Below are 26162 nucleotides of genomic sequence, written 5' to 3' on the forward strand. Positions count from 1 at the left end.
AAAATAAAACGCTAGTTGTATTGTTATTAACTAGATAATTGTATTTTCGCAAACTGAATATAAAATTAACGATAATAAAATGGCAGTTTTAGCAAAAATTAGACAGCGTTCCGCTTTATTGATAGGAGTTATTGCACTTGCATTATTTGCATTTATAATACAAGATCTATTTACAAGAGGAACATTCGGTCAAAGTTCAAAAGATGTAGGAAGCATCGATGGAAAAGATATTTCATTTGAAGACTTTAGAGTTAAAGTTAGTAATGTTGAAAAAAGTGGGCAAGGTATAACTTCCACTGAAGCTGCAAACAGAGTTTGGGATCAAGAAGTTTCAATCGCTTTATTGTCATCACAATTTGATAAATTAGGATTGAGAGTTGGTGAAAAACACATTTTAGAGGTTTTGAAATCAGATCCAAACATTGGTAAAAACCCAATGTTCTTAAACGCAGCAGGAATTTTTGATGTTGTTAAGTTCAAAGATTATTTTAAATCAAACCCAGAAGCAGCGCAATACATCGCTCAAAAAGAGAAAGATGCTGAATTGAACGCGAAGTTTCAAATCTATAATACTTTAATTAAATCAGGACTTTACACAACTGCTAGTGAAGGAAAATTAAAGTATGAAATGGAAGCGAACAAAGTAAGTTTTGCTTATGCAGCTGCTCCGTACTCTTCTATTAAAGATAGTGAAGTAAAAGTCTCTGATGATGAGATTGTTGCTTACATGAAGAAAAATGAGAAAAAATTCAAAGCAGATGCAACGCGCGAAATTCAATACGTTTTAGTTGAAGATAAAGCTTCTAAAGAAGATGAGGCTGAAATTAAAGCTAAATTGATTGCATTATTATCAGGAAGTGTTGTTTACAACGCAAAAACTGGTAAAAACGATACATTGGCTGGATTTAAAAATGCTACAAACGTTGCTGAATTTGTAAACGCAAATTCTGATGTTCCTTACGATTCTACTTATGTTCCTAAAAATGCTTTGCCAGCAGTTGATGCTGACAAATTATTCAGCTTGCCAGCTGGAGCAATCTACGGACCATACGTGTACGGAAGATACTATGCAATTTCTAAATCTCAAGGATTTAAAGCTGGAGTTAATGCAAAAGCAAGTCATATCTTAATTGCTTACGAAGGATCTCAAACGCCAAACCCAAAAGAGAAAAGAACTAAGGAAGAAGCAAAAGCTAAAGCTGAAGAAATTTTAGCACAAGTTCAAGCTAATCCAGATAGTTTTATGATGTTGGCTTTTACTAGTTCTGATGATTCATCTGCACAGCAAGGTGGTGACTTAGGATATTTTGGGCCAAACCAAATGGTAAAACCTTTCAATGATTTTGTATTCAGCAACGGAATTGGTAAAGTTGGTTTAGTAGAAACTCCTTTCGGATTTCACATTATCAAAATTACAGACAAACAAGACGGAATTCGTTTGGCTACAATTGCTCAAAAAATCGAGCCTTCTGAAGCTACTTCTGATAAAGTATTTACATTAGCGACTAAATTCGAAATGGATGCTGCTGATAAAGATTTTAATGCAGCAGCTAAAGAATTAGGTTTAAAAGTGGCTCAGCCTGTTAATGCAAAAGCAATGGATGAAGCGTTCGGACCATTAGGAAACCAACGTAACATTGTAAGATGGGCTTTTGATAAAGAAACTGACAAAGGAGACGTAAAACGTTTTGAAATTGCAAACATCGGACACGTTATTGCGCAATATAAAGGTGAAAATAAATCTGGTTTAGTTTCTGTTGATATGGCAAGACCTTATGTTGAGCCAATCTTGAAAAACAAGAAAAAAGCAGAATTATTAAAAGCTAAAATGCAAGGTTCAAGCATTGAAGCTATTGCTAAAGCTGCAGGAGTTGCTGTTCAGCAAGCTGCAGATGTAACTCTTGACAATCCAGTTTTACCTGGAGGAGTTGGACAAGAGCCAAAAGTAGTAGGTAATGCATTTGCTTTAGCAGCAAACAAAATTTCTGCTCCAATTGAAGGAAATACAGGTGTTTATGTGGTTAAAAACATCAAAACTGTAAAAGCTCCTGCAATTGCAAATCACGCTGCTTATGTAGAGAAAGTAAAAGCTCAAAGCGCTAATGATGCAAGCAGAGTATTGCCAGCGTTAAAAAACAATGCTAAAATTGAAGATAACAGATTACAATTTAATTACTAATTAGAAAGTAATTCATCTTATAAAAACCCGAAACGCTTTTGTGTTTCGGGTTTTTCTTTTTTTGTAATATCAATAATCCTATTTTGTATTTTTTTTCTGTTAATTTTCTAAAAGTATATAGGAATAATCGAAATTTAATTTAAAAAATTTGTGACTTTCAAATTATTACAGTTAATTTGCTCGTTTTTTCATTTTAACATATTTTTGGCTTTTGCCAGAAATAGAAAATAAAGAAAGAATTCGAATCCAATAAACAAATGCTTAATAATTAATTATTTAAATGTTTTTTACTTTTAAATTTTTTAGAAGAAAGCCAAGGGTATATACCAAAATAGAAAGTCATATTTATGGTATTATTATCGAGCTTTTAAAAGTGGGCAGCACCGACATCAATGTTGATGAATTGGGTGGGAAGTATTATTTAAGTAACGAAGAACAACATTTTAAAGTTACTATTTTGAGCAACGATAATGTGATTAGGTTAACCAATACACATGACTCGGTTGCCGAAAAATATGATAAAGTTTTTGTAGAAGATGTTTTAAGAGCTGTAAAAGAAGAAAAACACCGACGAATGGAAGTGGTGTATGATTCTATTACAAACAGCATCGAAAAAATGGCTGAACGCTTGCATAATAGACTTATAGAGTCAAATGAACAAGATAAATCGGTTCGCCGTTTGGAGACAAAACATGTTAAAGGGAAGAAAGTAAATTAATAAATTAGAAGAAACGATTATAAAATCATTTCTTCATAAGTTAGAATTGTTTCGTATCCTTTATTGAAGAAATACTCTTTCGGATTTTCTTTAGAAACTACCAAGATAAAATCACCTCCCCAAGCTCCAAGGCTTTTAATTACGCCATTAAAATCAGGAAATATTGCTTCTTTAATGGTTTGCATTTCTAAAACTCTGCTTAAATGAATTTCGTGTTTCTGAATCGCAGAAGCAAATTCTTTTAATGTCTTGGCGTGCATAATTGCAGCTGTAATTTTGTTATTTTCTGCAATGCTTTCTGCTAAATGGTTGCCTTTGTGATTGTTGTACGAATATATGGCAGATTTGCTATTTTGTTTTTTATTCAAATAAACAAAATAAAGGTGCTCCTTAAAATCTGGATTAAATTCAACTTGCTCTACAAAATTATCTTTTATTCGGTACAAAACAGGAGTATTGTTTTGTGCACAAGCAATATCGTAACCGCTTCCGCCAAAGCTGTTTTTGAGTAGAGTAAAAGCATTAATCCCGGCCCATTGCGCAATATTATTTATAAGAGTGGAAGAAGTTCCTAGTCCCCAGTTTTTTGGAAAACTCAAATGAGTGCTTACCTTATAGCCGTTGGCCGTATCGATAAATTTTGGATTCAAGACATAAGCTTCGTGCAGTATATTGACTAAAGTCGATTTTACAGTATCGATTTGCGGATCTGAACCTTTTATAACTTCATCAAAAGAAATGGTTTCTTCAAACCATAAATGTTTGTCGTAATCGTAACTTTTCCATTCGATTTTTTTGCCTTCTAATTCCTCAATGACTAAATCTTGGCCAAATTTTGTAGGTAAAGCAAAAGCATCTGCACCGTCTAAAACTAGATATTCTCCTGCGATAAAAAGTTTTCCGTTACTGTAAAAGGTTGTTGGCATATGTTATTCTAAAATTTCAATTCCTAAAATTCCAAATCCTAATATTATAATTTGGGATTTAAAATATTGGAATTTACGAGATTGTTTATTTTCTTAGATTTTCAATAAATTCGACTACCGCACTGTGAGAAACAGCTGTTTTTTTGAAGTGCACTTTAATTAAATGGCGTTCTTCGTCTGTAGCTTCAAATTGATTGATAATATTGTTAAGGTGCATTTTCATGTGGCCTTCTTGGATTCCTGTAGTTGTTAGCGAGCGTAATGCAGCAAAATTTTGCGCTAAACCTGCAACAGCGACAATTTCCATTAACTCTGATGCAGAAGGTTTTTCTAAAATTTCCAAACACAATTTTACTAATGGATGTAGAGAAGTTAAACCGCCAACGGTACCAACGGCTAGCGGAATTTCAAGCCAAAAAGTAAAAATTCCGTTTTCGATTTTAGCGTGAGATAAACTAGCATATTGGCCATTTCTGGCCGCATAAGCGTGAACACCAGCTTCAACTGCTCTAAAATCGTTTCCTGTTGCCAGAATTACAGCATCGACACCATTCATGATTCCTTTATTATGCGTTACCGCTCTAAAAGGTTCAACTTCTGCAATTTGAACAGCTTGAACAAAGCGTTCTGCAAATTCTTGCGGATTGGCAATGTGTTTTTCTGCCAAGTGTTCAATCGGACATGAAACTTCGGCTCTAACAAGGCAATGCGGGACATAATTGGATAGAATACTCATTATGACTTCTAGCTTTTCACCATTTTGGCACAAGTCAGAATTCTGAGCTTCTTCTTTTAAAGTAGTGGCAAATTGCTCTAAACAAGAATTTATAAAATTGGCTCCCATGCTGTCTTTCGTTTCAAAAGTGGCATGAAGCTGATAGTAATTTTCAAGTAAACTTCTTTTGTCTTTTAGTTTAATATCTAAAATCCCACCGCCACGCTGCTGCATGTTTTTGGTAATGCCTTGCGTTTCTGTGAAGAATTTAGGTTTGATTTGGTCAAAAAACTGAGTTAGTTTTTCTGCGTCTCCGCTATAAGTAAAATGGACTTGGCCAATTTTTTCTGTATTGATAATCGTAGCTTTAAATCCACCTCTTGTAGACCAATATTTTGCTGCTTTAGAGGCTGCTGCAACTACAGAGCTTTCCTCGATGGCCATAGGAATTGTTTTATACTTTCCGTTAATCAAAAAGTTAGGCGCAACCCCAAGTGGGATATAAAGATTCGTTATGGTATTTTCTATAAATTCGTCATGCAGCTGTTGAAGCTTTTCGTCTGAATTCCAGTAATTTCTTATAATATTTTGCGCTTCTTCAGAATTTGAAAAATATTCATTTGCAATCCAGTTAATTTTTTCTTTTTTGGATAATTTAGAAAATCCAGCAACAGCGTTGTTCATTCTCAATATATTAAATAATAATGTTGCGGCAAAGATACTATTTTAAGAGTTTTGATTGCAATCTATTTTAGACATCAAAGTACGCAATCGTTATTTTTTTTAACATTTAACACTTAAAATGTGTATTATGTTTATTTTTTTTACTAAAATTGGGCTCTTTTTATATTTAAAATAATTCTAATGAATACAAGTAAATTTACTGCAGTACTTTTATTTTTAACTGCAGTCGTTTTTGGACAGCAAAAAATAACTGTCGAAAATGTTTTTAGCGGCACTTTCCGGGCCAAAGGAATGGATGAGCTGCAATCGCTAAAAAATACGAATCAATATACTGTTTTAAATGTTGATATGGCGAGCAGAAGCATGCAGATTGATTTATACGATTTTGCAACGCTGAAAAAAGTATCGAACCTTATTGATACAAAAAACTACAAAGAACTTGCCGACGGAATTGACAGCTATACTTTTGATGCTTCTGAAAAAAAGATCTTAATTGCTTGTAATTCATCTAAAATTTTCCGTCACTCTTTTACTGCCGATTATTTCCTTTACGATATCGCAGCTAAATCTCTAACTAAACTTGTTGATTTTCAAATTCAGGAACCAACATTCTCACCTGACGGAACTAAAATTGCTTACGCGAAAGAAAACAACCTGTATATCTATGATGTTGCTTCAAAAAAATCGACTGCTGTAACAACAGACGGGAAGAAAAATGCTGTTATAAATGGTATTACTGACTGGGTTTATGAAGAAGAATTTGCTTTTGTGCGCGCATTTGATTGGAGTAAAGACAGTAAAAAACTAGCTTACATCCGTTTTGATGAAAGCCAGGTTCCGGAATTTTCTATGTCAATTTTCCACAAAGATTTATATCCAACCATTGAAACTTTCAAATATCCAAAAGCAGGAGAAAAAAACTCTGTAGTTTCATTGCATATTTATGATGCTGCTGCAAATGCTTCTAAAAAAGTAGATTTAGGAAATTACAATGATTTCTACATTGCAAGAATGCAGTGGACTAACGATGCAAATGTGCTTTCTGCTCAGGTTTTAAACCGTCACCAAGATAATTTGGATTTATTATTTATTGATGGAAACACGGCTGCTGCAAAAGTAGTTTTAAACGAAAAAGATAAAGCTTACGTAGATATTACAGATAACTTAACGTTCTTAAAAGATAACAGTTTTATCTGGACTAGCGAAAAAGATGGTTTTAATCATATATATGTGTATGATAAAAACGGAAAACTTAAAAATCAAGTTACTAAAGGAAACTGGGAAGTTGTTTCATACTACGGTTTCGACGAAAAAACAAAAACTATTTTCTACCAATCTACAGAAAACGGTTCTATTAACAGAGACCTTTACAGAATTGGTTTAGACGGAAAAAATAAAGTGCGTTTGTCTTCTAAAGTGGGAACAAGTAAAGCAACTTTCAGTCCAAATTTCCAATACTTTATTAATACTTTCTCAAGTAATACACAGCCTACAACTTATACTTTAAACGAGGCTAAAACAGGAAAAGAAATTCAGGTTATCGAAAACAATCAGGAGTTAGCAGATAAATTGAAAGCGTATAACCTTCCTTCAAAAGAATATTTTGTTTTAAAAACAGCCAAAGGGAACGAATTGAATGCTTGGATTTTAAAACCAAAAGATTTTGATCCTTCAAAAAAATATCCTGTTTTCATGTTCCAATATTCTGGACCAGGATCTCAACAGGTAAATAATCAGTGGAATAATTCTAATGACTACTGGTTCCTTTCATTGACTCAGCAAGGTTATATCGTTGCTTGTGTTGACGGAAGAGGTACAGGTTATAAAGGAGCTGATTTCAAAAAAGTGACTCAAAAAGAATTAGGAAAATATGAAGTTGAAGATCAGATTGATGCAGCAAAAGTAATTGGTGCTTATCCGTATGTTGATGCTTCAAGAATTGGAATTTTCGGATGGAGCTACGGAGGATTTATGGCTTCTAACTGTATTTTCCAAGGAAATGATGTGTTTAAAATGGCAATCGCGGTTGCTCCAGTTACAAACTGGCGTTTTTATGACAGCGTTTACACAGAAAGATATATGCAGACTCCGCAGGAAAATGCAAGTGGATACGATCAAAATTCTCCAATTAATCACGTAAGTAAATTAAAAGGGAAGTTCTTATTGATTCATGGTTCTGGAGATGACAACGTACATGTTCAAAACTCGATGCAGATGATGGAAGCTTTAATTCAAGCTAATAAACAGTTTGATTCTCAAATTTATCCAGATAAAGACCACGGTATTTATGGCGGAAACACTAGAGTTCAGCTTTACACAAAAATGACCAATTTCATCAAAGAAAATCTATAATCTAAAAATATAAACCTAATTAAATAGTGAATAATATGGGAGAAACACAAGTAAAAACCGCGCATCCAAAAGGACTTTGGGTATTGTTTGGAACGGAGATGTGGGAGCGGTTCAATTTTTATGGAATGCGAGCTTTATTGACTTTATTCCTTGTGAATTCATTATTAATGAAGGAAGAAGAAGCTTCTTTAATTTATGGAGGTTTCCTTGGGCTTTGTTATTTAACCCCGATGTTAGGAGGTTTTGTTGCCGATCGTTATTTAGGAAATAGAAACTGTATCCTTTTAGGAGGTTTGTTAATGGCAATTGGACAGATGCTTTTGTTTACCAGCGGAAGTGTTTTTGAATCTAATTTAGGTCTGGCAAAAATCATTATGTACTCTGCATTAGGAGTAATTGTTTTTGGTAACGGATTTTTCAAACCAAACATTTCTAGTATGGTTGGAAGTTTATATCCAAAACAAGAAAAAACAAAATTAGATAGTGCCTTTACTATTTTCTATATGGGTATTAACATCGGAGCTTTTTTGGGGCAGTCAATCTGTCCTTTATTAGGAGATGTTAAAGATGCGGGAGGAATTAGGGATATCCACGCTTTTAGATGGGGATTCATGGCGGCTTCTGTTGCTATGTTGTTAGGAACAATTCTTTTTTACTTCTTAAAAAATAAATACGTTGTTTCTCCAGAAGGGAAACCATTAGGAGGATTGCCTTCTAAAAATGATGCTTCAGATTTTGAAGAAGGAGAAGCGCAAACAGCAAATTTTTCTACAAAAGCGTTAATAGGAGCGGGAATTGCATTTGTTGCTTTAGGATTCTTTTTCCATTATGTGGTAGGGCAGAACTTGATTTATACTTTGATTTATTCAAGTGGTTTGGCTTTAGCAGGATTAATTATTTCTGATACTTCTTTGACTAAAGTAGAAAGAGACAGAATTATTGTAATTTACATTGTTTCGTTTTTTATTATTTTCTTCTGGGCGGCGTTTGAGCAGGCAGGTTCATCTTTGACTTTTATTGCCGATAACCAAACAGACAGACATTTCTTTGGTTGGGCAATGCCACCATCGATGGTTCAGATTTTTAACGGAATGTTTGTTGTATTTTTAGCAGTTCCTTTTAGTATTCTTTGGGATACTTTAAGAGCTAAAGGAAAAGAGCCAATTTCTCCAGTAAAACTTGCAGCTGGATTAGTAATCATCTCTATGAGTTTCTTAATGATTGCAACTCAAGTTTCTTACATTGGAACTTCGGGGCTTTTATTGGTAAAATGGCTTATCTTACTATATTTCTTAAATACATGTGCAGAGTTGTGTTTATCTCCAATTGGTTTATCATTGGTTGGTAAATTATCTCCAAAACGTTTTGCATCATTATTATACGGAGTATTCTTTTTGTCTAATGCATCTGGATATGCGTTAGGAGGAACTCTAGGTTCTATCTTACCTGCAACTGGTGATAAATTTGCAAAAGCAAAAGAGCTTGGAATTGACTTACAGGCAGTTTTAGATAAAAAAGTAACACTTACAGCAGACCAATTGGCTTTGCTAGACCATCATCAAATTAGTGCGCAAAATCCGATTTTTGCAGGGTTCGAAATCCATAATTTATATGAGTTCTTTATGGTTTTTGTTGTCTTGACGGGTATTGCAGCAATTTTATTATTTGCTTTAACACCACTATTGAAGAAATTAATGCATGGTGTTAGATAAATGGAAAACAATATTACTTTAGAAGAAATTCAAAATTTTAAAGGCAAGTACCCAAAGCAATTGTGGTACTTGTTTTTGGTTGAAATGTGGGAGCGTTTTTGTTTCTACGGAATGAGAGGGGTTTTAGCTTTTTTTATGGTAGACCAATTAGGTTTGTTGGAAGGAAAAGCAAATCTTCAATATGGAGCGATTCAGGCTTTTGTTTACGCTTTTACCTTTATTGGAGGAATTTTTGCAGATAAAATTTTAGGGTTTAAGAAATCACTTCTCTTTGGAGGAATAGTTATGATTCTTGGGAATTTGCTTATCGCAGCTTCACCGCATGATTTCTTTTACTACGGAATAACGCTTTCTATCATCGGAACAGGTTTTTTTAAGCCGAATGTGTCTTCAATGGTAGGAGAATTGTATCATGAAAGCGACGGACGCAGAGATGCGGGTTACGGATTGTTTTATGCGGGAATTAATATAGGCGGAATGCTTGGAGGTGCAATTCCTATTTATTTAGGAAAGAACTATTCTTGGAGTCTTTGTTTCCTTTCTGCGGCAATTGTTATGATAATCGGAGTTATAACGTTTCTTTTGACGAAAAAACATTTAGCGCCAATTGGAAATTCTCCATTAGAAAATCATGCGCCTAAAAAACGTAGCCTTTATGAAATTGCGGTTTATGTAGGTTCTTTTGTTGTAATTCCATTGGTTTATATAATGGTTATCAATTCTGATTTTACAGAGTACTTTATGTATACTATGGGAATAGTAGCATTAGGGTATTTTGCTTACGAGCTGATAATGTTAAAAGATGGAAAACAGCAGCGAAAACTTTTGGCTGCATTCGTATTCATTTTTGGGTATTTTATGTTCATGGCAATTTCTGAACAATCAGGAGGATCCTTGTCTTTATTTGCAAAAGATAATTTATCTAACAAGATGTTGTTTTTTCATATTGATCCAAATGTCGTAAATAATAGTATCAACTCATTGTATGTTGTTATTTTCAGTCCATTGGTAGGATTGTTATGGATATTGATGGCTAAGAAAAAAATCGAGCCGAATACGGTTATTAAGTTTGGTTTGTCATTTATTTTGCTTGCAGCGGGATTCTTTATTTTCTATAGCGCAAGATTTTTTGTAGATGAAAATGGATTAAGTTCTTTAGATGTTTTTGCTTTAGGATATCTTGTTTATACACTTGGAGAATTGTGTATTGGTCCGATTGGAATGTCGGTAATTACAAAATTATCGCCTAAACGATTATTTGGAATGATGATGGGATTGTGGTTCTTGTCAAGTGCATTTGGCCAGTTTGCTGCAGGAAAATTGGGAGCTGAAATATCTGATGCCAATACGGGAACAACTTTGATGTCTAAACTTATTGCCTATACTGACGGATATTATCAATTGGCATTGTATTCTCTAATCGCAGGTGTTGTTTTAATTGTTTTAACTCCAGTAATTAGAAAATTAATGCAAGAAGTTAAATAATTACATTGTAATCACATTTTGCATAAATTTGTATAAAATTTCCATTATGAAAAAAATAGTACTTATTGCTTTGTTTTTAATTGGTGCCACTAATCTTCAAGCGCAAGAATTAAAATGGTATACAGATGTTAGAGAAGCAATTACTGTAAGTAATAAAGAACAAAAGCCAATGCTAATGTTTTTTACGGGCAGTGATTGGTGTGGTTGGTGTATTCGTTTGCAAAATGAAGTTTTAAAGACTGCTGAGTTTAAAAAATGGGCTACAGATAATGTGGTTTTAGTTGAATTAGATTATCCTAGAGCTGTAGCACAGACTCCAGAAATTAAAAATCAAAATAACGAATTGCAACAAGCTTTCGGTATTCAAGGATTTCCAACGGTTTATTTTACAAGTGCCGAAACAAAAGATGGAAGAGTCAATTTTAAAGGACTCGGAAAAACTGGATATGTAGCCGGCGGACCATCTGCTTGGTTGACTGTTGCAGAAGGAATAGTGCATCCGAAAAAATTATAATAGTTTAATACAAAATAATGAAAAGGTCTCTTACACTGTAAGAGACCTTTTTTTATTTAGTAGGAAAAATTCTTAAAAATAATTCTAGTAATTGAGTATTTGGTATTTTATTATATGTAAAAAAACATATCCTGTATTTTTTGTGCCAATAAAATTTGGATAACTAAAATATAATGTTAATTTCGTCTTGCTAATCTAACCAAAACCAATTTATATGACTAAAAAATTACTTATCCTACTGTTTTTTTTAGGTTCATTTATGACGCAAGCACAAAATAATCTAGCATGGAGAACAAACATGACAGATGCTATTGCGATAAGTAACGACCAGAAAAAACCAATGTTGATTTTATTCACTGCCTCAGGTGTACCAGAAAATCTTCAAAATGAAATCTTTAAAACGCCCGATTTTGCTGTTTGGTCACGTGATAATGTGGTCTTAGTAAAATTAGATTTGTCTGATATGAATGCTTCGGATAGTGACCGCGAACAAAATGTGAAATTGAAAAATGCATTTGGAGTTCAAGATCTTCCAGAAGTATGCTTTGCAATGGCATCGGTAAGAAAAAACAAAACCACATTTAGTGCTTTAGGTAAACTAGCCTACAAGCCTGGAGGGGCAAAAGCATGGATTGCAGAATCAAATGCAATTTTGCATCCATCAGAATAATAAACGATTTCATTCGACTTTTATTTTAATTTTTTTTAGTCCCCTTCTGTTTTGCAAAAGGGGATTTTTTTATTCTAAAAAACAAACACCAAGAATTTGATTATTTTCAGTAGTGTTTATTTAACATTTATTAAAAAATAAGCTATTTATTGTCAATTTGATTTTAATGCTTAGAAGTTGGTTTTTAATCTCTTAAATTCTTCATCGGATTCTATTTTTATATTATTTTAGTTTTTATTAACATAACCCAAACTAAAATTATATGCCGAAAAAACTACTTATCCTACTATTGCTTTTAAGTCCATTTTGTATGAATTCTCAAAATATAATATGGAAAACAGATATTAATGATGCTGTAGCTGTGAGCGCAGAAAAGAGAAAGCCATTACTGATTTTTTTTACTGGACAAGGTGCAAGCCCTCAATTACAGAATGAAATTTTTTCTACTCGTGATTTCGAAGAATGGTCACGCAAAAATGTTATTTTGGTCAAGCTTGATCTGTCAGATCCTACTATTCCAGACGCAACTAAGGAACAAAATTTACTATTAAAAAATGCTTTTGGCATTGAAGAAATTCCGCAAGTGTGTTTTTCTGAAGTCACCAGCCGAAAAGGGAAAACCAATTTTAATAAACTAGGCCTTATTGGCTATAAAGAATCTGGTGTTAAATCATGGATTTCAGAATCCGATTCGATTTTAAACCCAGAATAAAACTATAATCTATAATATCCCTTTTCTTTTGTTGAATGAAAAGGGATATTTTTTTTGAGACAGCTATTCTTCCAATATTTCAGGATTGAGTTTGAATTTGATGCATCAGCAATTACAATTTTGGGCTGAAGATTTTGAATCAATCGTTCCAAATTTATTTTTGGGCTTTGAGTAAGAATTAAAATGTCAGGTTTGATTTTTTCTGAAAAACTTTTGGTACTGTCGATTATCAAAATTTTGGCCTTTTTGAAATAAAGCACATTTTTAACCTCTTTAATTTTAGATAACGCAATTGAATTTCCGACGAGATACGAATTTACATTTCTATTATTTTTAATCATGTTATCTCTCGTAAATAGGACTAGATTTTTTCCTGAACGCTCAGAAACAAGTGTGTTGTTTTTTTCGTTGTAAACAATTAATTCTTCTTCGTTTTCCGTTTTGATTTTGGTTAAAATAAAAGAAAGCTGAATCATTATAATGGATGCAAAAACAAACAGCAGTTTATGAAAACTCGGTTTTTTAATCCAAACAATGAACCCAATAATAAAGAATGAAAATGCCCATAAATGATACAAATTAAAACTGATGTCGCGAATGACACATGAGTCTACAGAAGCAACAGCATGAATCATGAAGTTTAGGAGATAAATGCTTTTCTCAAAAACCACGGTCACAAATAGTGGCGGACTGGTAAAAATGGCAAAAATCATAACCACAATTCCAGCAATCATAATGAAAGATAAAATGGGAAGTATGATGATGTTGGTGACAAAAAATAAGCCTGGAAATTGATGGAAATAGTACAGGCATAAAGGTAAAGTACCAATTTGTGCGGCGAAAGAAACCGTTAAGGCTTCCCAAATGTAAATTATTAATTTGTTCTTTGGTTTGTAAATGTTCTTCAAAATAGGCTGTAGCCAAAGAATGAAAAACAATGCGATATAGCTTAATTGAAAACCAACATCAAACAAGAAATAGGGTTCAAAAAGTAATATCAGTAAAACTGAAACTAGCAAAGTATGATAAATATTTCCATTTCGACGTAAATGATTTCCAATTGCAAGAAAAGAAAACATCACGACAGACCTCAGAACTGAAGGAGATAAACCAGAAATAATGGCAAAACCAGCTAAAGAAACAAGAATTGAGGCTAGTTTAAAGAACGAGCCCTTTTTGGTGTTCGGAATTGGTTTGAGGATAAAGGTGATAAAAAGCATTATAAACCCAACATGAAGCCCTGAAACAGATAAGATATGTGTAGCTCCAGAATATTGGTAATCTTGGATTATTTCTTGCGAAATCTCCTGTTGCTGGCCCAAAATTAATGCCAATGCGACATTCATTTCATCTGGATTGAATTTTGATTTTTCGAGATTACGGATTATTCTAGAATGCAGTTTGGCGCAATAATACCAGATGTCTTTTTGGATGGTTTTGCTAACCAGAATTTCTTTTTTCTGGCAATAAATCTGGGCGTAGATTTGTTTATCGGCCAAATATCTGCTGTAATCAAACTGATTCGGATTTTTGCTTGGCTTGTTTTGCTGTAAAACCGTTTGCAGTTTAATGCTATTTCCTATGATCAGTTGGTTGTTGCTGCTGTCTTTCTGAACGTTTACAATTACTTTTCCTGAATAAGGTTTTCTAGAGATTGTTTTTACAAGTCCAATATATCGATCGCTATAATCGTTGCTCTTTAATTTTTCCCGTAGAATTAAAGTTATCGTCTGTTTACTTTCAAATGCCGCTTTGCAATGTGTATAGTGATCCTTTTGAAGACTTTCTGTGTGGCTTAAAAGCGTAAAAGTTCCAATGCAAAAGGATAGAACACAAGTTGAAATTCCAAATAGGATAGAGTTCCTATTGCGTTTAAAAGTCCAAAAGAAAACTCCACAAAATACGATGAAGCTAAGCAAAAGGGAAAAAGTAACTATTGAAATAGGAAAATGAAGATAGTACGAAGCAATAATGCCAAGTATAAAGGCAATTGCAATTTTTACTAACGGAAAATCTAATACTTTCATGATTTAAAAGTATTAAATATTTGTAAGAAAAATAATAAAAAAAATATTTTTTTTAAGGAAGAACCCGATTTACCTGCTCAAAAGAGTTTTTATAATAAGGTTCTTTTGTAGAAGAAACGATAACACCTTTGGATGTGGAAGAATGTACAAATTTGATTTCATCAGAATTGACTTCTGTAATTAATCCGACATGGTTAATTTGTCTGCTTTTGTTGGTTTTAAAGAAAATTAAATCGCCTTTTCGAGCATCATTTAGCGGAATGACTTTTCCTATTTTTGCCTGATCGTAGGAACTTCTCGGAAGTTGAATATTTTCACTTTCAAAAGTGGTATAAACAAGTCCAGAACAATCAAATCCGTTTTTTGTAGTTCCTCCTGCTTTGTAGCGAACGCCAATATTATCAGTTGCTTTTTCGATTAAATTATTAACCAAAGCTCTGTTTTCTTTTTTAGACTCGTTTTTTGATTCACTTTTTGATACCGCTGTTGAAGTCGATTTACAAGAAGTAAAAGCAATTGCCAAAAGCAGAAAAAGGATTATTCTTTTCAAAATCAATTAATTATTTTGTTTCAAATCGGCAACAATGAGTTTTGCTGTGTTTTTACTCGCGCCAACTCCGCCTAATTTTTGTTCTAATATATCGTAATTATGCAGTACTTTATTGCGATAGTCAGGCTCTAATAATTTTTGAAGTTCTTCTTTAATTCGTTTTTTATTGCAATCTCCCTGAATTAATTCGGTTACAACTTCCTGATCCATAATTAAATTAACAAGAGAAATGTATTTTAAAGTGATAATGCGTTTTGCAATCTGATACGAAACTTCGCTTCCTTTATAACAAACTACTTCAGGCACTTTAAAAAGTGCAGTTTCAAGAGTTGCAGTTCCAGAAGTCACTAAAGCTGCTGTCGAAGAACGAAGCAAGTCGTATGTTTTGTTCGAAACAAATGCGATGTTTTTATTTTTTAAGAACTGCTGATAAAATTCGTATTCCTGACTTGGCGCGCCTGCAATTACAAATTCATAATCTTGAAAATCATCCACAACGCTAAGCATCACGCTAAGCATTTTGGTGATTTCTTGTTTGCGGCTACCTGGCAGAACGGCAATAATTGGTTTTTCACCTAAATTATTTTCTTTTCTAAATGAAGCTTCGTCAAAAGCAGGCTGATTCTGAATAGCATCAATAAGCGGATGCCCAACAAAATCGACAGGAAAGTGATGTTTGTCTTCGTAAAAGCTTTTCTCGAAAGGCAAAATAACATACATCTTATCAACATCTTGTTTAATTGCTTTGATTCGGTTTTCTTTCCAAGCCCAAATTTGCGGAGAAATATAATAATGGGTTTTGTAGTTTAATGCTTTTGCCCATTTTGCAATTCGCATATTAAAACCAGGATAATCAATAAAAATAATCACGTCTGGTTTAAACTCAGAAATGTCTTTTTTACAGATTTTAATATTATTTAAAATGGTATTTAAATTAAAAATCACTTCGATAAAGCCCATAAAAGCCAGATCTCGATAGTGCTTTACAAGAGTTCCGCCCACTTTTTGCATTAAATCGCCACCCCAAAATCTAATTTCTGCTTCTGGATCTTCAACATATAATGCTTTCATTAAATTGGAACCATGCAAATCTCCTGAGGCTTCTCCTGCAATGATATAATACTTCATGTTGGTTTTTTTGTAAATGTGCTAAAATTGTAATTCTGAACGGTAACTTAGCAAAGATAAGATTTAAATAACTAATGTCGAAATTGCCAGTACAATCACGGCTAAAATTACGCCACGAGCCATATATTCTTTGTTTCTTTTTAGTAAAATTGCAAACACGGCAAGATCTAAAAGTGTTCCAAGAGTGATTATTTTTCCAAGATATCCATGTTCTCTAATCATTTGAAATCCTGACGAAATATCAAATGTTGTAAAAAAAGTGATGAACAAATAGCTTCCTAAAAGAGCCGTAAAAATTCCGATTATAAAACCAATTAGTATTTCTTTAGTCATTTAATTTCCAAGTGTTAAGTTGCTGAATAGAGTGGTGGGCAGTCAAATCAAATTGTACTGGAACTACAGAAATGTATCCGTTTGCCAAAGCCCATTCGTCGGTATCTTCGCCTTTATCTTCGTTTACAAATTTTCCGGCAAGCCAGTAATAATCTTTCCCAAAAGGAGTTTGTCTTTTATCAAATTTCTGTGCGTAGTACGCTTTCGCTTGACGACAAACTTTAATGCCTTTTATTTCAGATTCTTTCAATTTAGGGAAATTCACGTTTAAAACCACTCCGGGAGGCAGTTTATTAGCCAAGGTTTCTAAAGTTATTTTCTTTACGAAAGATTTTATAGGTTCAAAATCAGCATTCCAGTCAAAATCTAAAAGAGAAAATCCAATTGCCTGAATGCCTTCAATTCCAGCTTCTACGGCTGCACTCATGGTGCCAGAATAGATGACGTTGATAGAAGAATTTGAACCATGATTTATTCCAGAAACGCATAAATCGGGTTTACGTTTTAAAATTTCGTTTACTGCCAGTTTTACACAGTCTACAGGAGTTCCAGAGCAGCTGTATTCTGCAATTGCGTCATTGTCTTTGGAAATTTTGTCAATAAATAAGGTGTTGTTGACAGTTATGGCATGTCCCATGGCACTTTGCGGTTTATCTGGTGCAACGACAATCACATCGCCAATCGTTTCCATAACGCTAATAAGGGCTCTAATTCCGGGAGCCAAAATTCCATCATCGTTAGTCACTAATATTAGTGGTTTTTCCGCTTTCATTTAATAAAAATTATGTGTAGTTTTAACAATTGTAAGATTTTAAAAACAAATTTAGTCGCATATTCTTTGGGATAAGTCACAAAAAAAGCAAAATTTGTCAACTAAGGTAAAGAACTTTTTTGCGAATTAAACATTTTTATATCTTTAACAAAAAATTATCGTGACGTTAGCTCTCGTGGCATAGTTTTTAACGTAACTTAGATAAAAAAATTGATGAATGCTATTATAAAGTTTATGAAAAGAAATTATAAGATACTCATAGCCGTATTGTGCTTATCGCTTACATTATTTGCATTTAAGATGAATGCCGATAGGACAATCGACCCAGATCCGAACAGAGACAAGACACTTTTAGAATTATTAGCATTTGTTATTGAAAAAGGACATTATAGCCCAGCAGAAATAAATGACGAATTTTCTAAAGGTATTTTTAAAGATTATATTGAAGCTCTAGATCCTTCAAAAAGATTTTTCCTGCAGTCTGATATCGACGAATTCAAACAATATGAATTGATGTTGGATGATCAGTTTTTGAATAAAGACATTACGTTTTTTAATCTTACTTATACAAGGCTGATGAAGCGTATGGAAGAAAGTAAAAAACGTTACAAAACGATTTTGAGTCAGCCATTTAACTATAATGTAGATGAGACTTTTGATGCAGATTATGAAAAAATTCCGTATGCAAAAAACTTAACAGAGATTAATGAAAGATGGAGAAAACAAATCAAATTGTCTACTCTTTCTTCTTTGGTTACCAAACAAAAAATAGAAGAAGAAAAGAAGAAAAAAGATCCAGCTTACAAAGAAAAATCTTTTGAAACTTTAGAAAAAGAAACTCGCGAAAGTTCTTTAAAATCTTTAGATGATAATTTTAGCGTAATTAAAGATTTGAATAGAGACTATTGGTTTTCTGTTTATTTGAATTCTATCATGGCTCGTTTCGACCCGCATACAAGCTATTTTGCACCAGAAGAAAAAGATCGTTTTGATGTAAATATCAGTGGGAAACTAGAAGGTATTGGAGCTCGTTTGACTAAGAAAAATGATTTTACTCAGATTGATGAGTTGATTTCTGGAGGTCCAGCTTGGAAAGGAAAACAACTTGAAGCAGGAGATTTGATCTTGAAAGTTGCTCAAGGAAATGAAGAGCCCGTAGATGTTGTGGGTATGCGTTTGGATGATGTTGTGAAAAAAATTAAAGGTCACAAAGGAACTGAAGTAAAACTGACAGTTAAGAAAGTTGACGGTTCTATTAAAGTAATTTCGATCATTCGTGATGTTGTTGAAATTGAAGAAACGTATGCGAAGTCTAGTGTTGTAGAGAAAAACGGTTTAAAATATGGAGTAATCTATCTTCCTAAATTCTACATCGATTTTGAAAACAAAGACGGACGTGATGCAGGAAAAGATATTGCAAAAGAAGTAGAGAGATTGAAAAAAGAAAACATCAACGGTATTGTTTTAGACGTACGTGATGATGGTGGAGGATCTCTTTCTACGGTTGTTGACATTGCCGGTTTATTTATTGAAGAAGGACCAATTGTTCAAGTAAAATCTGCTGGTAAAAAGAAAGAAGTTTTATACGATAAAGACAAAAAAATCGAGTGGGATGGACCATTGGTTATCATGGTGAACAGTTTTTCTGCTTCTGCATCTGAGATTTTAGCGGCTGCAATTCAAGATTACAAACGTGGTGTAATTATCGGAAGCAAACAAACTTATGGTAAAGGAACGGTGCAAAACGTATTAGATTTGAATCAGTTTGTGCGTAATGCAAATTATGGAGATCTTGGAGCATTGAAAATTACTGGACAAAAATTCTACAGAATTAACGGTGGTTCTACTCAATTAGAGGGTGTTCATAGTGATGTGGTGATGCCAGATCGTTATGCTTACTTAAAAATGGGTGAGAGAGATATTGACAATGCAATGCCTTGGGACAAAATTGATCCAGCAGATTATAGCACTTGGACTTCTAATGAGAATTTTACTAAAGCCATCAATAATAGTAAAAACAGAATTGCTCAAAATCCTCAATTTAAATTAATTGATGATAATGCAAAATGGATTGATGTAAAGAACAAAGAAAACGTATACAGCTTGAATATTAAGAGTTTTAAAGAAACTCAGGAACAAGTTGAAAACGAAGGAAAAAAATACAAACCGATTTCTGATTACAAAAACGATTTAATCTTTAAATCACTTCCGTATGAAGAAGACGAAATGAAAGCTGATGCTTCTTTAAAAGAGAAAAGAGATGCATGGCACCAAGCTTTATCTAAAGATGTTTATGTAGAAGAAGCATTAAACGTACTAGATGATTTACAGACAAAAGGTTTGGTAAAAAATACAGTTAATCCTAAAATGAAAAAGGATAAACTAGTGAAGTCTTAAGTTCGAAAAGAATTTAATTTGTTTAAAAACGCTCTATAAATTTTGAATTTATGGAGCGTTTTTTTGTAAGTTTAACTCATAAAAATAGAATTATGAAAGTTTGTTTAAGTTTGATTTTAATGAGTTGTGTACTGTTTTCTTGTAAAAAAGAGAACTTAGAAAAGGGAAATTTAGGAGAAGAAAAGGCAGGTAGTGAAGCGGTTTCTTTTAAAGGAAATTCTACAAGTACCGACTCTTTGTATACAGTTGCTTATTTGCCAACTTCAACGACAAAACAGATTGTAAAACACCAGTATTATACTTTATCGTACAACGAAAAGTTTGAACAGGCAGAATGGGTGGCTTACGAATTGAAAAGAGAATATCTAAAGAATCATGATTATAAAAGACCTTATTTTATTGAAGATCCAAAAGTAACTACGTGTTCTGCAGATTGGAGAAATTATAAAAAATCAGGTTATGATAAAGGACATCTTTGCCCTGCCGGAGATATGGAATTTAGCAAAGATGCTTACAATGACACTTTTTATACGTCGAATATTTCTCCTCAGAAAAAAGAATTTAATGCCGGAATTTGGAACAGAATAGAGCAAAAAACGCGCTATTGGGCAGGAAAATACAATAATATTTATGTCGTAACTGGCGGAATTGCGAAAGATTCGGACAAAAAAATAGGAATGGAAAAAGTCGCTGTTCCTAAATATTTTTATAAAATCGTTTTGGCTAATAAAGGTAATGAGCATAAAGCCATTGCTTTCTTGGTTCCGAATGAAAAAAGCGATCAATCGATTTATGATTTTGTGGTTCCAATTGAAACTTTAGAAAAAATGACTGGAATTGATTTCTTCCCGAATCTGAAAAATTTGAAAAGCGATAAAAATTTTTAATTTAAATACTGTATTGATTATCTACGCTTTAAGTGTATTGAAAGAAATGTGTTGCCATGAAAAATAAAAGGTAATTTTTATATGCCTGTTTAAAAGACTAATTTTAGACCAAAAATATCATGCATTACATTTTTCTTAGAGTAAAGCAACAAATGATTTTTGTTGTTCTGATGATTACTTTTATCATAAATCGGGGTTACTCTCAAACAACATTAACAAAGCAAAATATAGAAAATGTTCTTAATAACGCCTTTAATAAATTTAAAGATTTAAAAGAAGGAAAAAATGCCGACTACATTAAAGAACTAGCCAATGTTGATCCTAATATTTTTGGAATTGCACTCATAACTACAGACGGAACGGTATATACTAAAGGTGATATAACTTCGATGGTTTCCATACAGAGTATATCGAAAGTGTTTACGATGGCCAAAGTTATTGAAGAACAAGGTCCTCTAGTTTTGCAAGATAAAATAGGTGTAGATGCGACAGGATTGCCTTTTAACTCTATTGTTGCAGTAGAAATGCACAAAGGAGATAAAATTAATCCTCTTGTAAATCCAGGCGCAATCGCAGCAACAAGCCTTGTACAGGGGAATGATTCTGTAGCAAAATGGAAAGAAATTATGAAAATCCAAAGCGACTTTGCAGGAAGAAAACTTTCTATAAATCGTCCTGTTTATATTAGTGAGGCAGGAGATAATTTGCGTAATCAAGCTATTGCACATTTATTATTAGCTTATGGCAAAATGTATTTTGATCCTGTTCAGGCTACAGATATTTATACAAAGCAATGTGCATTGAATGTTAATGCAAAAGATTTAGCAACAATGGCTGCCACACTTGCAAATGGTGGAGTTAATCCGGTTACTAAGGAAAAAGTTGTAAGTCAAGCTACAGTTATGTATACCTTGCCAGTAATGGCAACTGCAGGACTCTATGACAATTCAGGTATTTGGTTATTTAATTCAGGCCTTCCTGCAAAAAGTGGTGTTGGTGGAGGAATGTTGGCAGTATGTCCAGGTAAATTTGGAATCGCTGTTATTTCGCCTCCTTTAGATAAATTTGGAAACAGTTTGAAGGCGCAAAAAGCGATTCAATATATTGTTGAACAGCTTAAGGTAAATCCATATTGGATTGAGCCAAATAAAAATTAATATATTGTGGTAAATCAAAAAGTCCTAAAAATAATTTTTAGGACTTTTTGATTTTATGTGTTTAGATGAAAAATTAAAAACTAGTAAGAGTTTTTAACTCGGCAATTGTTTCTGTTGGTTTTTCAGCTTTAAAAACAAAGCTTCCAGCAACTAAAACATCAGCACCAGCTTGTACTAATTGTTTTGCATTTTTGCTTGTCACGCCACCGTCAATTTCGATTAATGTTGAAGCATTTTTGCGTGTAATTAACGCTTTTAGCTTCTTTATTTTGTCATAAGTGTTCTCGATGAATGATTGTCCCCCAAATCCAGGATTTACGCTCATAATGCAAACTACGTCGATATCATTAATAACATCTTCTAACAAATCTACATTGGTATGTGGATTCATTGCAACTCCAGCTTTCATTCCTTCAGCTTTAATTGCTTGAAGTGTTCTGTGTAAGTGCGTGCAAGCTTCATAATGTACCGTTAGTCCATTCGCTCCTAAATCGGCAAAAGTTTTAATGTAACGATCTGGATCGATAATCATTAAATGTACATCGATATATTTTTTGGCATGTTTTGAAATAGCTTCTAAAACGGGCATTCCGAAAGATATGTTGGGTACAAAAACTCCATCCATAATATCGATATGAAACCAATCGGCTTGGCTGTTGTTAATCATTTCGACATCGCGCTGTAAATTACCAAAATCTGCAGCTAAGACAGAAGGAGCTATAAATGTATTTTTCATTGTATTTGTTTGTGTGTTGTTTTATTGCAAAGATAATTTTTTTATGATGAATGGGATAATTTAACCGCAAAGTACGCTAAGATTTACGCAAAGTACGCAAAGTTTTTTATTTAAGATTATTCAAGAATAGGAAGTTCACAAAGCTTTGTGTCCCCTGTTTTCTTTTAAGATAAAAACTTTGCGAACTTTGCGTTATCCTTTGTGTCTTTGCGGTAAAAAAACTTTTCAGTAAAAAATAAAAAACTCCGGTAATCAGCCGGAGTTTCAATCATCAATCAAAAAACGAACAGTCAATCAAACTGTTGTTTGCGGGAAAATTCCAATTTAAAATAACCAAATTCCAAGCCAATTGTAATTTGGGATTTTAAATATTGAAATTTAATATTGTTTATCCTAAGTATGTTTTAAGGATTTTACTTCTAGAAGTGTGTTTCAATCGACGGATTGCTTTTTCTTTAATCTGACGAACACGCTCACGAGTTAGGTCGAAAGTTTCACCAATTTCTTCAAGAGTCATTGGGTGTTGGTCGCCAAGTCCAAAATATAAACGAACAACATCTGCCTCTCTTGGAGTTAATGTTTCTAAAGAACGTTCGATTTCAGTACGAAGAGATTCGTGAATTAATTCTCTATCTGGATTTGGAGATTCGCCAGAACGCAATACGTCATAAAGGTTAGAATCTTCTCCTTCAACAAGAGGCGCATCCATAGATAGGTGACGTCCAGAGTTTTTCATAGACTCTTTTACGTCGTTAACAGTCATGTCAAGTTCTTTTGCAATTTCCTCAGCAGAAGGCGGACGCTCGTTAGATTGCTCTAATAACGCATACATTTTGTTGATTTTATTGATAGAACCAATTTTATTTAATGGTAAACGCACAATACGTGATTGTTCAGCTAATGCTTGAAGAATCGATTGGCGAATCCACCATACAGCGTAAGAAATGAATTTGAAACCACGAGTTTCATCAAAACGTTGAGCCGCTTTAATTAAACCTAAGTTTCCTTCATTAATTAAATCCGGAAGAGTTAATCCTTGATTTTGATATTGTTTAGCCACAGATACTACGAAACGTAGGTTGGCTTTTGTTAGTTTTTCTAAAGCTCTTTGATCACCAGCCTTTATTCTTTGTGCTAATTCTACCTCTTCATCAGCGGTAATTAGGTCAACTTTTCCAATTTCTTGTAGATATTTATCTAACGATGCAGTTTCACGATTAGTTACCTGCTTGGTGATTTTAAGTTGTCTCATGTTGTTGTCTCCCTATTTTTAAAGTGTACAAATGGTTATACGTAAGGAGTATCAATAAAGTTACAATAATTATTTATTTTTTTCTAAAATTTATAGGTGACCCCAGATTGAAGCGATAAACTATAAGGTTTTGGCGCACTATAATCTTTGAAAGTGCTTAAATAATATTTAAAAATAGGATTGAAATCCAATTGAAATTTATCATTTAATTTATAATAAAGACCCATTCCTAAATTAAATGATAAATTCATTTTGTTTAAATTCTTAGTCGAGCCTATTCTTTCGTTTTTTAAATTATTAGAAGACAGATAAAGCTCATTTGCATCTGACATCATAGCGCTAAATCCGCTAAAAGCTTCAATGCCGTATGGAGTTTCATCTTTTTTAATCGCATAAATGAATTCAAAGGGAATTTCATAATAAGATATTTTTTGCACCAGCCGAATATCTTCATCATTCGCAATAACATTATAAATATCATTATTGGTCAGAACCATATTTTCATAATTGATTTGCGATTGATTGTTTAAATGATTGGATATTTTTAAATTTATTTTAGAAATACCAGCCTTGAATCCAAATTTCCCGTACATAGTTTTAAAGTAAACTCCGTAATGAGAAGTTATCGAATGGCTTTTTGAAACATCATCAAAAGATTCATTTATTGTTGATTTTCCTGATAACGAACCATAAATAGCAGGTCCGTAATAGACAGAAACTGAAAATTCGGGTTCTTTTTCACTCGTTTGCTCAGGATATTCTCTTTCAATATATTCTCTTTTTGGAGTTGTTTTTTTCTTCTGTTGAGGAATAATACTATATTGTTTAATTGTCTTTGGATTGTCTGAATCTTCTAAACTCTCTTTGGTGGTTTTTGTATTACTTTTTTCTGAATCTTCAGTTTTTATAGGCTGATTATCTTGAGAGACAACTGAATCACTCTGTCTTTCTTGAATTGTCGATTTCTTCTTTTTGCTTTTTGCAACACTATTTTTCGAAGTGCTATTTTTTGAAATATTATTTTTTGGATTCTTTAAAGTGGTTTTAGCACTTGGTTTTCTTGAAATTACAGATGCTTTTTTAGCAGTACTATTTGATTTCTTTGGAGCGCTTTCTGGTTTTTCTGAAACAGAATTAGGCTTTTTAGAAGTTGTAACAGTTTTGTTTTTTCTAATGATTACTTTGTATTTTTTTACCACTTCATATTCTTCATATTCGTCTGTTGTAGCTACCAATTTTGAAGATTGTTTGATTAATTTTTCTGTCCTGCTTTTTTTAATTGTTGTTTTGGTCTCACTTGGAGTTTCAACTGTTTTTTTTGCTGTTGATTTCGTTGTATAAATTGTTTTGTTCACAGAATCTTGTGAGGTATTGTTTTTGATCACCAATGGTTTCTTTTGGTCATTTGTTGTTTCAGATCTATCGATAACAGTTTTATCTTCTTCAAAATTTAATGGTTTATTTTGATTTTGGTTTAATTCTAAAATGAAAATTGAACTGGCAATTCCCATTAGCAATACACTTGGAATAAGCCAGAATAAAAGACGTCTTTTCCTTTTTTTGTTTAAATCGCTTTCAATAGAAGCCCATAAATTGTTGCTTGGACTTTTGTCCAAAAGCTCTAATTTATCTTTAAATATTTTACCTATTTCTTTTTTATTTTCCATGGCTTGCTTGATAGTTATGGAACGACTTTGTTGAAGTGATCTTTTCTTTTAGAATTAATTTTGCTCTATGCAAATTAGATTTTGATGTGCCTTCACTTATAGAAAGCATTCCGGCAATTTCTTTGTGGCTGTATTCGTCAAGTTCGTAGAGATTAAAAATTAATCGATATTGATGGGGCAATTCTTGTATTAATGATAATAAATAATCAATAGGATAGTCCATTTCAGAATCATTAATTGTTATCTCAGGGATGTTATCATCTTTAATTGATGTGAGAAAAAAGGAATTTTTATATCTGCTGATTGCTTTATTTATCAAAATCCGTTTCATCCATCCTTCAAAACTTCCTGTTGCTTTAAAGTTTTTTATGTTGGTGAATATTTCAATAAAAGCATCATGGAGAGTGTCTTCGGCTTCAGAATTATTTTGACAATATTTTAGACTTATCACAAAAAGACTTTTATAATAGAGATTGTAAAGTTCTTCTTGTGATTTCCTGTTCTGCCTGATGCAGCCTTTTATGATTTGGTCTAAATTCAAAAATGAAGCGTTTTTGTATTGTTTAAATATAAGAATCAAAAGCCCTTT

General features: G+C 32.9%; 22 protein-coding genes. 11 read left to right on the plus strand and 11 right to left on the minus strand.

The window, feature by feature from the left end; translation table 11 throughout:
• Positions 1-79 precede the first annotated feature (79 nt).
• Together J7574_RS04320 and J7574_RS04325 are read left to right on the plus strand one after the other, a co-directional pair.
• Positions 80-2179, plus strand: a complete 2100-nt coding sequence (locus tag J7574_RS04320) for a peptidylprolyl isomerase (protein WP_290964675.1) — start codon at positions 80-82, stop codon at positions 2177-2179.
• Between the two features lie 280 nt (positions 2180-2459).
• The gene (locus J7574_RS04325; RefSeq protein ID WP_290964677.1) at positions 2460-2897 is read left to right on the plus strand and encodes a hypothetical protein; all 438 of its coding nucleotides are present in this window, start codon (positions 2460-2462) and stop codon (positions 2895-2897) included.
• A gap of 17 nt (positions 2898-2914) precedes the next feature.
• Here the strand turns inward: J7574_RS04325 and J7574_RS04330 are convergent, their stop codons facing one another.
• Positions 2915-3823: a GYDIA family GHMP kinase gene (locus J7574_RS04330; protein WP_290964680.1), complete on the minus strand. Its 909-nt coding sequence runs from the start codon at positions 3821-3823 to the stop codon at positions 2915-2917.
• An 85-nt stretch (positions 3824-3908) separates the two neighbouring features.
• Positions 3909-5222 (minus strand): hydroxymethylglutaryl-CoA reductase, degradative, encoded by a 1314-nt coding sequence (locus J7574_RS04335; RefSeq protein ID WP_290964683.1) that lies wholly within the window; start codon positions 5220-5222, stop codon positions 3909-3911.
• 180 nt (positions 5223-5402) lie between these two features.
• Between J7574_RS04335 and J7574_RS04340 the strand changes: the two genes are divergently transcribed.
• The 6 genes from J7574_RS04340 (at position 5403) to J7574_RS04365 (ending at position 12667) form a co-directional block, all read left to right on the plus strand.
• Positions 5403-7574 carry a S9 family peptidase gene (locus tag J7574_RS04340; protein WP_290964684.1) on the plus strand — a complete coding sequence of 724 codons (2172 nt, stop codon included), beginning with the start codon at positions 5403-5405 and terminating at the stop codon, positions 7572-7574.
• Between the two features lie 35 nt (positions 7575-7609).
• A complete protein-coding gene (locus tag J7574_RS04345) occupies positions 7610-9286 on the plus strand; it encodes a peptide MFS transporter (protein ID WP_290964685.1) in 1677 nt (558 codons plus the stop codon).
• Entirely contained in the window at positions 9287-10771 is a 1485-nt protein-coding gene (locus J7574_RS04350) for a peptide MFS transporter (RefSeq protein ID WP_290964687.1), read from the plus strand.
• A gap of 46 nt (positions 10772-10817) precedes the next feature.
• Positions 10818-11285, plus strand: coding sequence for a thioredoxin family protein (locus J7574_RS04355; protein WP_290964689.1), 468 nt, complete (start codon positions 10818-10820; stop codon positions 11283-11285).
• 214 nt (positions 11286-11499) lie between these two features.
• Positions 11500-11955, plus strand: a complete 456-nt coding sequence (locus J7574_RS04360) for a thioredoxin family protein (protein WP_290964692.1) — start codon at positions 11500-11502, stop codon at positions 11953-11955.
• 262 nt (positions 11956-12217) lie between these two features.
• A complete protein-coding gene (locus J7574_RS04365) occupies positions 12218-12667 on the plus strand; it encodes a thioredoxin family protein (RefSeq protein WP_290964695.1) in 450 nt (149 codons plus the stop codon).
• A gap of 2 nt (positions 12668-12669) precedes the next feature.
• On the opposite strand, the gene J7574_RS04370 is transcribed toward J7574_RS04365, so the two are convergent.
• The 5 genes from J7574_RS04370 to surE form a co-directional block, all read right to left on the minus strand.
• Positions 12670-14694: a ComEC/Rec2 family competence protein gene (locus J7574_RS04370; protein ID WP_290964698.1), complete on the minus strand. Its 2025-nt coding sequence runs from the start codon at positions 14692-14694 to the stop codon at positions 12670-12672.
• 52 nt (positions 14695-14746) lie between these two features.
• Positions 14747-15244: an NlpC/P60 family protein gene (locus tag J7574_RS04375; RefSeq protein ID WP_290964699.1), complete on the minus strand. Its 498-nt coding sequence runs from the start codon at positions 15242-15244 to the stop codon at positions 14747-14749.
• 6 nt (positions 15245-15250) lie between these two features.
• Complete coding sequence (lpxB, locus tag J7574_RS04380) at positions 15251-16372, minus strand: lipid-A-disaccharide synthase (RefSeq protein ID WP_290964701.1); 1122 nt, start codon at positions 16370-16372, stop codon at positions 15251-15253.
• 63 nt (positions 16373-16435) lie between these two features.
• Complete coding sequence (locus tag J7574_RS04385; protein WP_290964703.1) at positions 16436-16705, minus strand: hypothetical protein; 270 nt, start codon at positions 16703-16705, stop codon at positions 16436-16438.
• Complete coding sequence (gene surE, locus J7574_RS04390; protein ID WP_290964705.1) at positions 16698-17477, minus strand: 5'/3'-nucleotidase SurE; 780 nt, start codon at positions 17475-17477, stop codon at positions 16698-16700. Before surE ends, J7574_RS04385 begins: the two co-directional genes overlap by 8 nt.
• Before the next feature lie 213 nt (positions 17478-17690).
• Here surE and J7574_RS04395 point away from each other — a divergent pair, with 213 nt between their 5' ends.
• From J7574_RS04395 to glsA, 3 genes are all read left to right on the plus strand, one after another.
• Positions 17691-19874: a carboxy terminal-processing peptidase gene (locus tag J7574_RS04395; protein ID WP_290964707.1), complete on the plus strand. Its 2184-nt coding sequence runs from the start codon at positions 17691-17693 to the stop codon at positions 19872-19874.
• Between the two features lie 92 nt (positions 19875-19966).
• Positions 19967-20761, plus strand: a complete 795-nt coding sequence (locus J7574_RS04400; protein ID WP_290964709.1) for a DNA/RNA non-specific endonuclease — start codon at positions 19967-19969, stop codon at positions 20759-20761.
• 119 nt (positions 20762-20880) lie between these two features.
• Positions 20881-21918 carry a glutaminase A gene (glsA, locus tag J7574_RS04405; protein ID WP_290964711.1) on the plus strand — a complete coding sequence of 346 codons (1038 nt, stop codon included), beginning with the start codon at positions 20881-20883 and terminating at the stop codon, positions 21916-21918.
• A 73-nt stretch (positions 21919-21991) separates the two neighbouring features.
• Here glsA and rpe read toward each other — a convergent pair whose 3' ends face one another.
• The 4 genes from rpe to J7574_RS04425 form a co-directional block, all read right to left on the minus strand.
• Positions 21992-22654 (minus strand): ribulose-phosphate 3-epimerase, encoded by a 663-nt coding sequence (gene rpe / locus J7574_RS04410; RefSeq protein ID WP_290964714.1) that lies wholly within the window; start codon positions 22652-22654, stop codon positions 21992-21994.
• Between the two features lie 388 nt (positions 22655-23042).
• Positions 23043-23906, minus strand: coding sequence for a sigma-70 family RNA polymerase sigma factor (locus J7574_RS04415; RefSeq protein WP_007804760.1), 864 nt, complete (start codon positions 23904-23906; stop codon positions 23043-23045).
• Positions 23907-23989: 83 nt separating this feature from the next.
• Positions 23990-25573: a hypothetical protein gene (locus tag J7574_RS04420; RefSeq protein WP_290964716.1), complete on the minus strand. Its 1584-nt coding sequence runs from the start codon at positions 25571-25573 to the stop codon at positions 23990-23992.
• On the minus strand, positions 25563-26114 hold the full coding sequence (locus J7574_RS04425) for a sigma-70 family RNA polymerase sigma factor (RefSeq protein WP_290964719.1): 552 nt from the start codon (positions 26112-26114) through the stop codon (positions 25563-25565). Before J7574_RS04425 ends, J7574_RS04420 begins: the two co-directional genes overlap by 11 nt.
• Positions 26115-26162: the final 48 nt, after the last annotated feature.

This window comes from Flavobacterium sp. (assembly GCF_017744675.1).
Classification (GTDB): domain Bacteria; phylum Bacteroidota; class Bacteroidia; order Flavobacteriales; family Flavobacteriaceae; genus Flavobacterium.